The sequence below is a fragment of the Ruminiclostridium cellobioparum subsp. termitidis CT1112 genome, from assembly GCF_000350485.1.
GTDB classification, from domain to species: domain Bacteria; phylum Bacillota; class Clostridia; order Acetivibrionales; family DSM-1351; genus Ruminiclostridium; species Ruminiclostridium termitidis.
Genome location: NZ_AORV01000060.1, coordinates 53,479 through 69,665 on the forward strand (window position 1 = coordinate 53,479; position 16,187 = coordinate 69,665).

The 16,187-nt window shown below is 44.4% G+C and carries 12 protein-coding genes; all 12 read right to left on the reverse strand.

What is annotated here, in order from left to right; genetic code table 11:
* Positions 1 to 61: 61 nt before the first annotated feature.
* The gene (gene glpK / locus CTER_RS20965; RefSeq protein WP_004629000.1) at positions 62 to 1,549 is read right to left on the reverse strand and encodes a glycerol kinase GlpK; all 1,488 of its coding nucleotides are present in this window, start codon (positions 1,547 to 1,549) and stop codon (positions 62 to 64) included.
* 99 nt (positions 1,550 to 1,648) lie between these two features.
* Positions 1,649 to 2,050, reverse strand: a complete 402-nt coding sequence (gene rbsD, locus CTER_RS20970; RefSeq protein WP_004629095.1) for a D-ribose pyranase — start codon at positions 2,048 to 2,050, stop codon at positions 1,649 to 1,651.
* Between the two features lie 14 nt (positions 2,051 to 2,064).
* Positions 2,065 to 3,111, reverse strand: coding sequence for an ABC transporter permease (locus CTER_RS20975; RefSeq protein ID WP_004629102.1), 1,047 nt, complete (start codon positions 3,109 to 3,111; stop codon positions 2,065 to 2,067).
* A gap of 22 nt (positions 3,112 to 3,133) precedes the next feature.
* Entirely contained in the window at positions 3,134 to 4,687 is a 1,554-nt protein-coding gene (locus CTER_RS20980; protein ID WP_004629200.1) for a sugar ABC transporter ATP-binding protein, read from the reverse strand.
* Between the two features lie 20 nt (positions 4,688 to 4,707).
* Positions 4,708 to 5,349, reverse strand: coding sequence for a DUF2291 domain-containing protein (locus CTER_RS20985; protein ID WP_004629079.1), 642 nt, complete (start codon positions 5,347 to 5,349; stop codon positions 4,708 to 4,710).
* Between the two features lie 279 nt (positions 5,350 to 5,628).
* On the reverse strand, positions 5,629 to 6,684 hold the full coding sequence (locus tag CTER_RS20990; RefSeq protein WP_004629216.1) for a D-ribose ABC transporter substrate-binding protein: 1,056 nt from the start codon (positions 6,682 to 6,684) through the stop codon (positions 5,629 to 5,631).
* A 114-nt stretch (positions 6,685 to 6,798) separates the two neighbouring features.
* Positions 6,799 to 7,734, reverse strand: coding sequence for a transketolase family protein (locus CTER_RS20995; protein WP_004629145.1), 936 nt, complete (start codon positions 7,732 to 7,734; stop codon positions 6,799 to 6,801).
* A complete protein-coding gene (locus CTER_RS21000; protein WP_004629114.1) occupies positions 7,727 to 8,551 on the reverse strand; it encodes a transketolase in 825 nt (274 codons plus the stop codon). Before CTER_RS21000 ends, CTER_RS20995 begins: the two co-directional genes overlap by 8 nt.
* Positions 8,552 to 8,640: 89 nt before the next feature.
* Positions 8,641 to 10,041, reverse strand: a complete 1,401-nt coding sequence (locus CTER_RS21005; RefSeq protein ID WP_004629132.1) for an L-fucose/L-arabinose isomerase family protein — start codon at positions 10,039 to 10,041, stop codon at positions 8,641 to 8,643.
* Positions 10,042 to 10,656: 615 nt separating this feature from the next.
* A complete protein-coding gene (locus CTER_RS21010) occupies positions 10,657 to 10,998 on the reverse strand; it encodes a putative signal transducing protein (RefSeq protein ID WP_004629019.1) in 342 nt (113 codons plus the stop codon).
* Positions 10,999 to 11,132: 134 nt separating this feature from the next.
* A complete protein-coding gene (locus tag CTER_RS21015; RefSeq protein WP_004629091.1) occupies positions 11,133 to 13,637 on the reverse strand; it encodes a beta-mannosidase in 2,505 nt (834 codons plus the stop codon).
* Positions 13,638 to 13,669: 32 nt separating this feature from the next.
* Positions 13,670 to 16,177: a beta-mannosidase gene (locus tag CTER_RS21020; protein WP_004629023.1), complete on the reverse strand. Its 2,508-nt coding sequence runs from the start codon at positions 16,175 to 16,177 to the stop codon at positions 13,670 to 13,672.
* Positions 16,178 to 16,187 lie beyond the last annotated feature (10 nt).

A 16,187-nucleotide genomic window follows, 5' to 3' on the forward strand; every position in this document is an offset into this window, starting at 1 on the left:
TGTTAATTATATCAAATAAATTTTATGAGTTATACTTGTAGGTGTCAAACGTTTTTTGTATTCAGCACAGTACTCTTTTTACGGCAGCCTTCCAGCCCCGATACAGTTCATTCCGTGTACCGGAATCCATTGCCGGGCTGTAAACATTGCATGCTTTTCTCAAACACTTTATCTCTTCCTTACTGTCCCATAAACCCACAGCAAGTCCGGCCAGATAAACCGACCCCATGGATGACAGCTCTGCAATTTCAGCACCTGCCACCTGAATATCCAGCATGTCTGCCTGAAATTGCATGAGGAAAGCATCCCTGGTGGGACCTCCGTCAACACGCACTTCTCTGGGCCGTATACCCGCCTCCTGTGTCATGGTATCTATGGCATCCTTGATCTGGTATGCGGTTGATTCTATGGCTGCCCTGACAACATGCTCCTTCCGGCTCCCCCTAGACATGCCCACAACAGCCGCTCTGGCATTTGAATCCCAGTAGGGTATTCCAAGCCCCACAAATGCAGGGATAAGATATACCCCTTCATTGCTTTCAAGGGAATTAACCATATCTTTTGCTTCTTCAAAGTTTTGAAAAAGGCCGAGATTATCCTTTACCCATTTTAATGCGTCGCCGCTGCAGTGGACTATTCCCTCAATGGCATATTCAACCCTGCCGCGCATACCCCAGGCCACAGACGTAACCAGCCCGTTTCCTACTTCCTTATAATCACTGCCGATATTCATCATGATGGACGAGCCGGTTCCGTAGGTGGCCTTGACCATTCCCGTTTCAAAGCAGTTCTGCCCGAAGAGCGCACCCTGGGAGTCGCCAATGACACCCGTTATGGGTAGCTTTGCCCCCGACAGTTCATTTTCAGATGTATACCCGAATATATCATCCGAATACTTTATTTCAGGCAGCATACTCTCATATATCCCGAAGAGTTTTATGAGCTCTTTGTCCCATCTGAGAGTACGTATGTTAAAAAGCAGCGTACGGCTGGCATTGGTATAATCCGTGGCATGTACCGCCCCTCCCGTAAGTTTCCAGATAAGCCAGGAGTCAATGGTGCCGGTGAGGATTTGTCCAGCTTGGGCCTTTTCCCTCACACCTTCCACATTATCCAGTATCCATTTTATTTTTGTTGCAGAAAAATAAGGGTCCAGCAAAAGCCCCGTTTTCTCATTTACTGTCTTCTCCAGGCCCTTCTCTTTAAATTTTTCACACATATCCGACGTGCGTCTGCACTGCCAGACAATTGCATTGTACACCGGCAGGCCGGTGGCTTTATCCCATAAAACTATTGTCTCCCGCTGGTTTGTTATTGCCAAAGCCCTGATATGCTCAGGCTTCAGCTCAGCTTGAGACAGGACGTCAGCAAGCAGCTTTTTGGCATTTTCATATATTTCAAGGGGATCATGTTCAACCCAGCCGGGCCTGGGATAATGCTGAGTATGTTCCAGGGAAGCTTTCGCAATAATATCTCCGTTTATGTCAACTATCATGGTTTTAGTTCCTGAAGTACTCTGGTCCAATGCTAAAATAAAACCCTTATTCATAATTAGCCTCCTGTGATTATATCATTTATAAGAGGAACATTTATTACAGGCTAATTTGTTCACCCCTGAGTGCTTTGTGTCAAACAGCATTACATTAGCTTAAACCGGAAAGGCTACTCCTGCCCTCAGTATAATATTGGGGAAGGGGGTAAATTCACCTGTTCGTATGGCGAATTTGACCTTTTTTGTGAATTCCTTAAACTCGGAATGGGGCATAAACTCATTATCAACATTTGGCAGGGAAGCCTTTATATATTGCAGCAGGCAAACATTTTTCCCTGCAATTTCCTCTGCCAGATAATAAAATTCCACCTGTGTCTCTTCAAGAACGGCACTCAATACCTGCTCAAAGCTGGGTACGCCGCCGCACAGAGCAAGGTCAACCGTTGGAACACCTGCTGGAATGGGCAGCCCTGCATCACCTATTAAAAATATGTCGTTATGTCCGAGAGCTGCAATATAACCGGCAAGCTGTGCATTTAGTATTCCTCTTTTTTTCATGTGTACCTCCGCCGTTACTTATTTTCATTACGGGACTGCAGTGCCATTTTAGCCTGCAGGTTGCGCTGGAACTGGTCAATAACTACTGCAAATATGATAACCAGACCCTTTATAACCATTTGCCAGAATTCCGAAACGCCGCACATAACCAGTCCGTCATTAATAACACCTATTACAAAGGCACCGATTATGGTTCCGCCAATTGTTCCCACACCTCCGGCCATTGAGGTTCCGCCCAATACCGTTGCAGCGATGGCGTTCATTTCCCAGGATTCCCCCGATGCCGGATGCGCAGCTACCAGCTGGGACGCTGTTATTATACCGACGATGGCCGCACATATTCCTGAAATCATGTAGACCATTATCTTTACTTTTTTGACCTTGACGCCTGATAATCTTGCAGCCTTTTCATTTCCTCCGATGGAGAGAATATGCCATCCAAAGGGAGTCTTTTTGAGCACAATGGCTGCTATTACTGCTATTATTGCAAGTATTATAGCCCCTACGGGAATCCCTCCCACATTTCTGCCAAAAACCTCAAAGCCCGTATTTCCAAGCCCTTCCTTTCCCACAATATTGGAGAAGGTCGCACCGTTGGAACGGAGCAGTGCAAAACCGCGGGCGATATACATCATACCAAGAGTTGCTATGAAAGGAGCTACATTAAATTTTGTTATTACCAGACCGTTTACTATACCGATCAATGCCCCGCAGATTATTGTTATAAGTACGATCAACGGTACACTGAAATAAATGGTGTAACCGAACATACGGAGACCTTCATTTATAAGACCTCCGGCAATCATACCAGAAAGGCCCACTATCGCGCCGACAGACAGATCTATTCCTCCGTTTATGATGACATAAGTCATACCGATACCAAGTATTCCATAAAGTGCAACGTGCTTTGCAATCAGGAGCAGGCTGCCGGCCGACAAAAACGTAGGACTTGCAATACTGAAAAATACAACTAATATGGACAATACTATCAGCGTTCTGCCTTTGAGCAGATTCATGACCAGAGTATTATTTGATTTCTTGATTGTTTTAGAATTATTCATGTCCCTTTCCCCTTTTCTTCCATTAGTTACCGTAGTGGCCTTTATATGAGGCTAATACCAGACTTTCTTCCTTAATTTCATCACCCGAAAATTCATCGGTTTTAATCCCATTGGAAACTACGATAACCCTGTCTGCAATAGCCACAATTTCCTTCAATTCGGATGAAATAACAATTATGGACAGGCCTCTTTCGGCGTATTGGTTAATAATATCAAAGACTTCCGTTTTTGCACCAATGTCGATACCCCTGCTGGGTTCATCAAGCAAAAGAATCTTGGGACTTGTCAGAATACCCTTGCCTATAACTACCTTCTGTTGGTTTCCGCCTGACAGTGATAAGATTGGCAGGCTTTTGTCCGCAACCTTTATATGAATATCTTTTATCTGTTCATCAATAAATTTATTTTCCTTTTTGGAGTCAACAAAAAAAGCTTTTGCATAATTTTTCAGACTGGAAAGAGATATATTCTTGCCTATATCCAGAGTCTGAATGATCCCTTCTCTCTGTCTGTCCTCCGGAACGATTGCAAAGCCTCTGTCAAGCTGTTCGGATATGTTCCTGACTTTAAGTGCTTTACCTTCCAGATTTATTGTTCCGGTATGCTCGGGTCTAAGCCCCATGATACATTCAAATATTTCTGTTCTGCCCGAGCCCATAAGTCCATATATTCCAAGTATTTCACCTTTTTTCAGATCAAAACAGACATTGTCCAGCAGATACCCGCCGCCGCTTTTAGGCAGTGTGAGGTCCTTGACCTCCAATACCTTTTCCTGCCTGCTCCAATCTATCTTCCTGTCTCTTTTGGGGTAGGACTTGCCCTCTCCAACCATCTGCTGTACGATCCAGGGCACACTTATGTCCTTTACCGCCGCATTTGCAACAAATTTACCATCCCGTAATACTGTGACATAGTCACCTATCTTCATTATTTCTTCAAGCCTGTGAGAAATATATATGATTGATATGCCTTCAGCAGTTAATTCCCGCATTAATTTAAACAGTACATCAACTTCCTGCTGGCTGAGTGATGAAGTCGGTTCATCCATAATCAATATCTTCAGGTCATCCTGAATCAGATTTCTGGCTATTTCTATCATTTGCTGCTGACCGACCCTCAAATCCCCCACCAGGGTGTTGGCATCCAAAGGGTGTTCAAGTTTATTCAGAATTTTATTTGTCAGTCCTATATGTGTTTTGTTATCGAGAATCAATTTTCCCCTGGTCTTTTCTTTTGCCATAAAGATATTCTGATATACCGAAAGATTTGGAAACAGGCTCAGCTCCTGATGTATAATACCTATTCCATGTTTTCTTGCCTCAGTGGTATCCCTGAACAAAACCTCTTCCCCGTCCATGTAGATCTTTCCGGAGGAGGGTTGTTCAATACCTGCAATAATCTTCATCAGTGTGGATTTTCCCGCCCCGTTTTCTCCGATCAAAACGTTAACCCTGCCCTTTATTACATCAAAGGAGACATTATCCAGGGCTTTGGTGCCGGGGTAGATCTTATCCATGCATTCGGCATGCAGGCAAACATTGTTCTGCGAGAAGTCTTTTAAGCTAACTTTATCCATTGCGGTGTTTTGCCCCCCTTCTATTTCACATTTAAAGCAACCGGAGTAATTAAAATAAGATCTTCCTTGTCTGCCGTGAAGCATCCGGTAAATTCGATTTTCTTACCTTCCAAGGAAGCAAGGTCCACCGGTTTTATTATTTTTTCCTCAACAATTTTATGAATACTCTGGGATACTGCAGCAAAATCAACCTGATTCTTATATTCCTCAAATTTGATTATATTTAACGAATCCCTTATGGAAGTACCCTTAAATACCGGACCAACCTGCAGCCTGATAACAACCGGGCCGGTATAGCCCTCCAGAGTCACTTCTATATAGCCCGATTTCTTTTCGGTGTTGACTTCCTTTACCGTTGCCTCGCCCTTTACCGTATAATTAAGCTCGCCTGATGTGCCCATGGAATACTTTCCGTACTTCTTGTCCAGAGATTTGAAATCCCCGTTGGCCTCATTTAAGAAAGCAAGCAGGTCCACCGCCTTTTCAGTTAACTCTGGAACTGCTTTTGAGTCCCATATCCCTGCAACATCATCCCCCGCATTGAATTGGGTCTCACCTGTCAATTTATATTCTTCGCCGGTTTTAACAATCTTGATGCAGCCCGTTAATGATGAAAGCATTAAAACTGCTGCCAGCAACACAAGCAAAACTTTCTTTTTCATATACTTCCTCCTTGTTCTGATAGAATATCTTGTCTTTTGTGAGCTTCTCATAATGATAAAAGAAAATTCGAAAATCAATTACATCTCAAAATATCATCAAAGTCCATAAATAGCTAGAAGTTTATGAATTCAGGAGGCTTTGCGGACTGATAATAACTGACTTTTTTCGGATTTAAGGGGCTGCTGCCAATTTAAGCAATTGAAATACCTGCATTACATTTGCTTTTCCTGCAACAGTCCCCTTATTAACTATACAATATTATTTACTATTGTTCGCTATTATTTGCTGAATTTGAAAGCTGATAATTTATCGGCATTATCTTTTGTAATGGCGATACAGTCTACAAGCTGCTTTTCATCAGCACCGGTAGCGCCGGTCTTTAAATATTTGTCAGCCTGTTCGACTGCCATCTCAGAGATCAACGCTGCCTGCTGAAGAGCTGTAGCAGTAATGTCACCTGCTTTTATGGCATCTCTCACATCGTCGCTGCCATCAACTCCGATTATGGCTATGCCCTTCAGACCGGCTGCCTTTATAGCTGCCGCAGCACCCATTGCCATTGTGTCGTTACCGCAGATTACGCCTTTGATATCGGGGTTGGATTGAAGAATGGTTTCCATCTTTGTATATGCCTCTGTCTGTTCCCAGTTGGCGGTTTGTGTAGCAACAAGCTTCATATCGGAATACTGGTCTATAACTTCATGGAAAGCCTTTGATCTCACACCTGCATTTGTATCTGATTCCTTGCCCAGCAGTTCTGCGTATTTACCCTTTTCACCCATTGCTTCAACAAATATTTCGGCAACTGCCTTTGCACCCTGGTAGTTGTTTGCAACTATCTGTGAAATTGCAATTCCGGACTCGTTTATTTCTCTGTCTATAAGGAAAGTTGGAATATTGTTGTCCCTTGCTTTCTTAACTGCTGCAACGGTTGCATCCGAGCCAGCATTGTCACAGATGATTGCAGCCGCCTTTTCAGATATTGCTGTATCAAATAATTCTGCCTGTTTTGTAGGGTCGTCGTCGTGTGATACCGTCTTAACTTCATAACCCAGAGCCTTTGCTTTCGCAGCAGCTGCTTCAGCTTCGGTCTTAAAGAACGGATTTGAATGTGAAGGGGTGATTATATACACTATTTTCGATCCCCCGCCTGTAAGAGGCTTGGCTGTGCCCGCATCACCCGCAGATGTTTCTGCTGCCTGAGTTGATGCTGCAGTTGATGAAGGAGCTGCCGATGAATTGGTTGATTCGGCCTGTTTGGTGCTGCCGCAGCCGGCAAGCAGTGAACCTGTTAATGCAACTGCCATAAGAAGTGATAAAAACTTTCTTTTCATAAATTACATCCTCCCGAAAATTTAATATATATTTTTTATATAGATACTACGGAGTTTGACCCCCCGTCAGTTCCCGCAACGGTGCCCGGTATGGGCAGTTTAAAAAAACGTAATTTATCTGTTCAGCAATTCTTTTGCTATACTGACCAATCCGGTTTCATTTAAGCCATAATAGTCAAATATCTCTTTGGATACTCCCGTCACTACCGGCTCATCAGGCAGCGCCAGATTGATCACTTTTTTCGGAGCGGTACTTGCTACAATCTGGCTGACCATAGCTCCAAGCCCGCCATATTGTGAATGTTCCTCCATTGTTATTATAGCCCCTGTCTCAGCAGCAGCCTTTTCTACTGCAGCCCTATCAATGGGCTTGACACAATACATATCCAGAACTCTTACCGATATACCCTGTTCCTGCAGGATCCCGGCAGCTTTCTGAGCCGGCTTTACCAGCTCCCCGCAGGCTATAACGGTCAGATCGGTTCCTTCATGGACAACGGTTGCCCTGTCCATTTCAAAGTCCAGCCCTCCCTCTTCATAAACATCTTCCACAGGATTTCGTCCCACACGTATGTAGGCCGGTTTCTCATCTTTCAGCAGATTTTCGAATAAGGCTCTGGTCTGTATACGGTCGCTTGGAATGTATACCCTCATATTCGGTATTGAGGTCATTGATGCAATATCCTGCGCCGAGTGATGGGTCATTCCCAGGGCCCCATAGCTGACACCTCCGCTGATGCCGATAAGCTTTACATTCGTATTGGAGTAAGCCACATCAACCTTTGCCTGTTCCATACTCCTTGTGGACAGAAAACAGGCCGGAGAAGCCACATAGGCTTTTTTGCCGCATTTTGCAAGCCCTGCTGCAATGGATACGATGTTTTGTTCGGCAATACCTGTCTCCACAAACTGTTCCGGATGGGTATCCGCAAAAGGAGCTAATGAAGCAGAACCTCTGGAATCGCTGCAAAGAACTACAATATCCTTATCAGTGTTTGCTTTCTCTACTAAAATATCACATATTGCCTGACGATTTGGTATTTTATTCATTTGCCGCCAACCTCCTCTGGTCCAATTCTGCAATTGCCTTCTCATACTCATCCTGACCCGGAATCTTATGATGCCACTGTTTTGAATTTTCCATAAAGGATACTCCATAGCCTTTTATAGTATCGGCAATAATCACTGTGGGCTTGCCCTTTGCTGCCTTGGCAGCCTCAAATGCCTTATCCAGGGCTTCCAGGTTGTTGCCCTCGGCATGTATCACATTCCAGCCGAAACTGCTCCATCTTTCGTCCTGGTTGTCCTGGTTCATAACTTCTTCTGTGGTTCCGGAGATCTGCAGACGGTTTCTGTCCACTACAGCCGTGAGATTATCCAGCTTGTAGTGTCCGGCCGCCATGGCCCCTTCCCACACCGAGCCCTCTGCCAGTTCACCGTCCCCCATGACGGTATAAACTCTGTAGGAGGATTTATCCATCTTTGCAGCCAGTGCCATTCCAACTGCCACAGACAGGCCATGTCCCAGGGAACCGGAATTCATTTCGATGCCGTTAACCTTGTTGGTAGGGTGTCCGATATATTTTGATTTAAATTGCGAATAGGTTTCCAGATCGGCTTTGGGAAAAAAGCCTCTCCCTGCCAGAACGCTGTACAGGGCTTCCACACAATGTCCCTTGCTGAGGATAAATCTATCCCTTTCACTGTCGTTAACTGTTTCGGGCGAAACGTTCATATGCTTGAAATAAAGAGTTACCAGTATATCCATGACACTGAAATCTCCGCCGATATGTCCTGTTTTTGCTTTAAAAATCATATTGAGTACATCTTTTCTCAGCTCAAAAGACAATGCCTTCAAATTGTTCATTAATATCCCCCTCTCCACCGCAGCAGCGGTGTAGCAAAAAGTAATAAAAATTTTAATCTATTACAAATCAACTGCATACGATATATCAATTACTCTCCTCTGAGATATGCTTTAACGTCTTCTTCTACCGGGTCATAAAAATCCGGCTTGACATTGATATATTTGCAGGCCTCATATAATACCGGGACAATGTTTTTGTGAATCCCCACGCAATGGTGGATATATGGCCCGGAAACCAGCTTTTCCTCCAGCCTTTTCAAGTTGTCCACTTCTATCCAGAGGTAGGTGCCTTTTGTATATGGGCCTTCAATTGCCTTTGCATTGCCCAGCAGCAGTGAATACTCTCCGTTGTCTCCGTCAAACCTGCACAGTGTGAGCCCGCCATGTTTTGCTTCTGCTTCTACAGATCCCGGGTAGCTGAATGCAAGGGGGTAACCCAGCGTAGGTTTTTCCCTTGCTACCGAAACCGGCCATGGTCCGCAGTGCTGGAGCAGCTCACCGTTTTCATTGTCCGGGTGGCGTACCGTCCAGTCTGCAAAGAAGGATCTTGTCTCACCCATACCTGCGGCTTCGGCCAGTAATGAAGTTATTGCACCATGGATATCCGTTTCGCAGACAACCGGAATGCCTTCATCGTTCAAAAGTGAGTTTGCCGCACAAGGCATGATTCCCAGTTCAGACTGCAGGCAGTTCCAGCACTGCAGTGCAATGGCATTGCAGCCGTATTTCGCGGCCAGTCCCTGCATTGCAACCTTCATTGCCGCGACATTCTCCAGGTGCTGGTCAGCAATTTTAACATTCATTTTAGCTTTTATGGTCTCTATGACTTTTTCAACTTCAGTCTTTTCCTCTTTGGCTGCATTTACCGCATATATCAGTTCGGGCATTGGGATGGGAGAGAGCTGTATGTTGAATTTCTCAAGCAATTCCCCCTCGTTGCACATTGTGGACCAGAAATCAAACGGTCTTGTGGAAATCTGCAATATCCTTGTATTTCTAAAGGTTTTAACAACATTGCATACAGCCAGGAAGTCCCTCATACCTCTTTCAAACTCCGGATCATTCAATCTGCAGTTGGACATATATGTGAAAGGAACTCTGAATCTTCTCAACACCTTTCCGGTGGCAAAGAGTCCGCACTGGCTGTCTCTCAGGCGTATCCCCTTTTCATCGGGTCTTTCATCCCGCGGGCCCCATAATAACACAGGAACATTCAAGGTTTTGGCCAATCTGGCACATACATATTCGGTACCAAAGTTGCAGTGCGGTAAAAACAGTCCGTCAATCTTTTCAGACTCGAACTTTTCCGCAATTTTCTTCATATCTTCGTCGTCATACAGAAGTCCTTCGGAGTTAATATCCGTAATATCAACAAATTCCACATTCAATTCCTTGAGTTTATCTCTGGTGAGGTTACCGAACTTGATTGCATCCGGTGCGCTGAATATACTTCTTCTGGTGGGTGCAAAGCCGATTTTCACTTTACTCATTCTACATTTCTCCATTCTTTAGATATATTTTGTTTCGATGATTATTGAATTAATCAAAGATAGGCCAGAAATTACTTATCTTATATTAGGTTTACATAATTTCCTCTAAAAAGTATATTAATAAACTTTTTGCAAATAAAATAATTTATTAAAATAAATACATGAAAATATAAGATGGCTGGTAAATTCTGTTTAGCAATAGTATTTAAATTATTTAAATCAAGTATATATTTAATGTTTATTACTTAAGTATTATTATAAATCGTTTATTTATATTTAGCAACAAATTTATTTAATTTTTTATACAATTTGTTGTATCTATACAGTATATATCATATTAATTTGTATATACTGCATAAATTAATATGATTATTGAGTATATTTAAGTAAATACACGTTTGTAAATCTTTTAGTTAATTACTAAATATTTAGCTAAATTATTTAGTAATACGTTTAGCTGTTAACTAAAAACCTATTTAGCACTAAAGCACTAAATAATTCAAAACAAACAATAATAAAAGAGAACCATATTACATAGAATTTTACTTCTATATTAATGCAGTTCTCTTCTGCCGGGAGTTATAATTTATTTTTGTGCAACCGGGTATAAAAAGATCATTCTTCGTTCTTTTCCTGTTCTTCACAGATAGCCTGCTTTTCAATTTCTTCATCGCTGACCTGTGAATTCAAAATTTGATGGGCTTCTTCATAAAGTTCGGACGGCACCATAATATCAACAGGTATGCAGGGGCCAAGCACTATATTCAGAAATCCGCTGTCCATCAAATCCAGGGGTTTTCCTTTTCCTATGCAGGTTATACCGTTTTCCTTTAATAACCCGCTTACCACATTGTATTCAAATTCATTTTCAGTTGTGGTTAAATGCACCCAGCCCTCGGGTCCCGATCTGTTTTCCTGCTCATTGTTTTTTTTGTTTAAATTAAATAATCTTTTCATAAACATCCTTTCCGGTAATTAATTTACCTCAATTGTTTATGTTCTACTTATATTTTAACATATTTTTTTAAAGAACAAAGACAATAAAAAATCCCGTCCTCCTATTATAAGAAGACAGGACATTTATCATTATATTAAATTTTTCCAAAACAAATAGAACTCTCTGTTTTTGAATAGTATGGCTTTGCATGGATGGTTCCTTTTTTATGTCTGCCCAATATTTTTACACGTTTTATTTCTCCGGGGACAAGGTCAAAATAGTTGTCTTCAAACATCCAGCCGAACCGGTCACCGTCCTCATCTCCAATAAGTTCCACGCTGCGCGCGAATTTATTACAGGCAAGTATCAAATCACCGTCATTTATATCAAGCTCAATACTGGCATCCTCCGGAAATATCAAATGCCGCTCGATGTCCACGTAATCTACATTCCTTGCCAGCATTTTATCTGCCCGGTCGAATACATATGCCACCAGAACATGCTCCCGTCGGAACTGCAGAAACCCGTTCAAATTGCCCACAGGTATTGACTGGTCCGGTTGGACCGAAAACAGAAATTCCATCTCCTCTGTGAACTTATTTTCCGGTAAATTGAAAAGTTTTACAACAACAGAACCGCTGTAATGCTCCTGTGTATCGTTGGTTAACCAGACATGGATTTCATCCTCTATGGAAAATGAAACCAACAGTGGTGAATATGCATTACGGAGAGCATAGTAAGCCATTCCCGGCTCATTAAAATAGTCTACAATTCCATAGGAGATAATGTTGCTGTTATTATTAAACTTCCAGAGCAAATGTCCTTTAGTCAGACGCGGGCCTTCAGCCTGAGAAACAGGCTTTCCTCTCCTGAACCGTTCCACATCACGTTTTATATAATTCGCATGAGCTGCACCCAGTCGGTAAATCAGCGACGCCGGATCTTCGGCATCAAGATAGTTTTCAACAGGCCCCACTTTTACCGCACCATTGTTGGTATTATGCTGATTCCAGGTTTCGGGCCAGCAAAGCCGCTGTTTTTTAGTCATGATATTGGTATAACCCTCCGGCCAGAGTTCCCCGGGAGTCATCATAATCTGCATGGTGCGGAGGGGAGGTGCCGACACACGGCAATTTTCACTGAGAAACACCGGATAATATGAGCCTGGGACATACCAGAGATGGGTATAGCCGTGAGTATCGCCTTCTCTCGGATCGTTGGCAAACAATCCCCCGGCGGGAGAGGATTCATGATAATACCGCCCCGGATCAAGCTTTGCACAGACGGAAGGAAAAATTTTACCAAAAATTTTCTCTCCCCAGCAATATTCCCCCGGATGGTCATAATCCCTCGAAAGCAGCATCTCATTGCCGCCGCACCACAAGAGAACGGAGGGATGATGCTTGAGTCGTGAAACTAAACTTTCGGCCTCCCTCCGGCACAATTCCAGGAATTCCTGCTCTTCACTGTACATGGAATAGCACAGGTAAAAATCCTGCCACAATAGTATTCCCCTGAGGTCACACTGTTCATAAAATTCATCAGCCAGTATTTCGCCCTCGCCCCAAACCCGCAGGCAGTTGAAATTACCCAGCTCCGCAAGCTCCAGCAGTTCACCCGTACGCAAAGCATTATAGCAGCCGCTGACCGTATCCATATGTGTCAGGTTTGCACCCCATAATTTCAATGGCCTGCCGTTCAGGATGAAGTCGAAATCTCCAACCTTGTCAATACGCCTGAATCCAATGGTACGCCTTACCACATCCTGGCAGGAGTCCCCGCAGAATGCCGAAACCTCCAGCGTATACAGATTTGCCGCTCCATGGGTGCGCGGCCACCAGAGCCGGGGATTCTCCACATGCAGAACCATATCCTGCGAAAACCCCCTCTGCTCGCAAACAGCTGCAATATTACCTTCATCATCCTTCAGACTGGCAACAATACGCAGATCTTTACCATTTCCGGCATAAGTACCTTGCAGCGAAACCGTTCCCCGCATCAAATCCTCACTGAGAACAACCTCGGTCTCCAGTTCTTCGATGCCGAAAATCCCGCTTTGTTCCAGGGTAACATGTCCGTATATACCCACCCGGATCAGTTCTGGGATGGGCCCGCAATACTCATGAAAACCCGAGCGGAATACACGCGCCATTGAAATAGCCGGAACTTTTCCCTGATATTTTTCAGGGCTGGAGATAGAATTCACTATTTTCCTGGCTGATTTGAAGTGCAGCACAAGTGTATTTTGGAGACGGAGATTATCAAGCTTTGTGATAATGCATGGCAGAAAAGCATCGTTATGTTGAGCAATCAGCCTGCCATTCAGATATATATCCGCAAAAGTATCCAAACCGCCGAAGCGCAAGGTCCACTCTCCCTGCCACTCGTCCAGGGAAAAGTCGCAAACATATATCCAATCCGATTCGCCGATCCAGCAGTCATTGTTCCTGCCCTTGATATTGGGATTTTCAATGATGCCTCTCTCAATTAATGCATCATGGACCTGACAGGGAATTGTTTTGAGCTGCAGCACACAATCACGCGGTAAAGAGCCATCCGTCAAAATTTCATCAAGCCTGTCAATATTAAACCGGCTGTTCTGCTGAGATTCTTCCAGCCGTTTCAGCTTCCAATTTTCATTAAGGTTGATTCGCTTCATCTTATGTTCTCCTTTGTTATACAGTTTTCCAGTCAAACGCGTTTAAAAGAAATTTCAGCTGCATGCGGCGAATAATGTGGTTTTAACGTAATGCGTCCATATGGGATATCTCCCAGTATACTGACAGTTTTAGTCTCACCAGGCATCAAATCAAAATAGTTGTCCTCAAAAAGCCATCCGAATGGATTTCCGTCACACTCACCCGTTATTTCCACACAACGGGCAAACCGGTCTGAAACAATATTAAGGACGTTTCCGGTTATACTCACCGAAAGCCTTGCATCGGGGAAGTTCAGATGGCGTTCAATATCAACATAGTCAACCGAACTGCAGATAACACCGCCGTTTTGGTCCTCAAGCCGCGCCGCCAGCAGGCAGTCCTTCGGGAAAAAATGCAGTGCCGCAAGATCAAACAAAATTCCGGCTTCACCCTGAGGCATTGATGCATCTATTAATTTTTCCGCCAGAAAGCATTCCTTTGAAAGGCTGTACAGTCCGAATTTTATATGTCCAGAAAAATCTTGGGCAGAATCGTTTACCAGCCACAGCCGGATACTGTCCTTCCTGTCAAAGCAGACCAGCAGCGGTGCCTGGGCACGCCCTGTGGCATAGTAGGGAATGTATGCTTCCTGGAAGTAATCAATAATGGAGCAATACACCTTGGGCCAGGTATCAAGAAGTTTACAGGAAAAATGTCCTTTTGACCTTTTTCCCGGCTCCGCATTTCCGTCGGAGCTTCCCATTCTTATCATTTCAAGTCCCCGCCGGACCTCCTGCCCATATGCCGCACCAAAACGGTAGATCAGCTCCTCCGGGGTGTCCGCATCATAATATTCCCAATAGGGTCCGGTTTTCAGCTCACCCTTTGCAGGATGATGGCTGCGCCGGGCCCAGCTGTCGGGCATTGGAAAACGTGTGCCATACAAAAACTTCCCTGTATAATCCCGGGGCCACAGCTCTCCCCTGATCATTTTTTTCAGGCTGTGAAGTACGGGCGGAGCAGTTCGGATATGCTCGCTCATAAAGTTGGGATAGTCTGCATAGGGATACTGCCACACACACTCATAGGTGTGATGATCCCCTTCCCGCGGGTCGTTTGCATATTCACCTCCATAAGGAGAGTTCGGATGATAATAGCGTTGGGGATCAACTTCGCTCAGAAGTTTTGGAAAAGCCTCCAATAAGATTTGTGAGCCATGGGGTGTTTTCCCCTGGAATTCAGCTCCCATAATGGTTTCATTCCCACCGCACCACATCAGGAGCGAAGGCCTGTGCCGAAGCCGCAGCACCAGCTCACAAGCCTCCTGAACACATTTATCCTGATACTCCCGTGTATCGGGATAGGCGCCGTGCCCCATAAAGAATTCCTGCCATACAAGAATTCCCCTTCTGTCGGTTTCATCATAAAATTCGTCGGGATAGGGGATTCCCTCCCCCCATATGCGCAAGGTATTCATGTTGGCGTTTTCCACCATCTCAAACATGCGCTTTGCCCGTTCGGGGCGCCAGCAGTGCGTATATCCCTGCAGGGGATCCATACTGCCTCCCCAGAGCCTCACGCGCTTTCCGTTGATGATAAATTCAAGCGGGGAAGGCATTTCTATTTTTCTAAAGCCCACAGATTTCTGTATCCTGTCACAAAGCTTTCCATCCTGAAACAGTGAAATCCGTACACTGTATAAGGGCTGGGAACCAAAACCCCGGGGCCACCAGAGCCGGGGATCATTTACGGGCAGTGTCAGCTCCGCCTTCCACCCTGAAAGCACCGGTTTGACACAACACTCCCCGCCTGCACATTCCCTTCCGGCCTCATCAGTCGTTGACACTGTCACATTTAATCCCTTTGCTGTGCCGTAGCCTGCAACTGCCAGACGGATTTCTCCGCAATTCATGTCCTGCAGAACCGCACGCAATTCACATTCCTCTATCTCAGGGCCATCCGGAATTGTCAGTGTCACGTCCCGGTATACACCTATGGGAGAAAAATACGGATGAGCTCCCTGATAATTGCTGCCTTCAATTTTGTCCGGAGGGAAATCATGGATTGGCTTCCGGATCAGTTTACATTTCATTACGGCATTGTCCCATGAGGGATCAAGCTCAAGAGTTTTCAAATGCCCCCGGATATTGTGAAAATGGATCAGTAAAACATTATTTACTTCTAAAAGTCCAGCAATTTGTATTTTCCGGCTGGTATAAAAATCATCGTGCCGCCCTATTTTAACTCCATTCAAATAGATGTCGGCTATTGTATCCAGACCGGCGAAATTCAAATACGCACCTTCTGAGGGGCCGCATGTAAAAAAGCAGCGGTAAACCCAGTCGTATTCATCTGTCCATACCGCATCCTCACACCAACCCAGAAGCATTTCCTCCGAGATTAGTCCATGCTCCAGCAGCACATCATGCACCTGTGCAGGCATGCTGGAAATGGTAAGCCAGTCCCTGTCATCCACGGCATAATCCCTGGGATCGATGCTCTCTGCAGGCAGAATTTTTTTAATACACCAATTTTTATCCAGCAGAACTGTATTTTTCATATTGACCCCT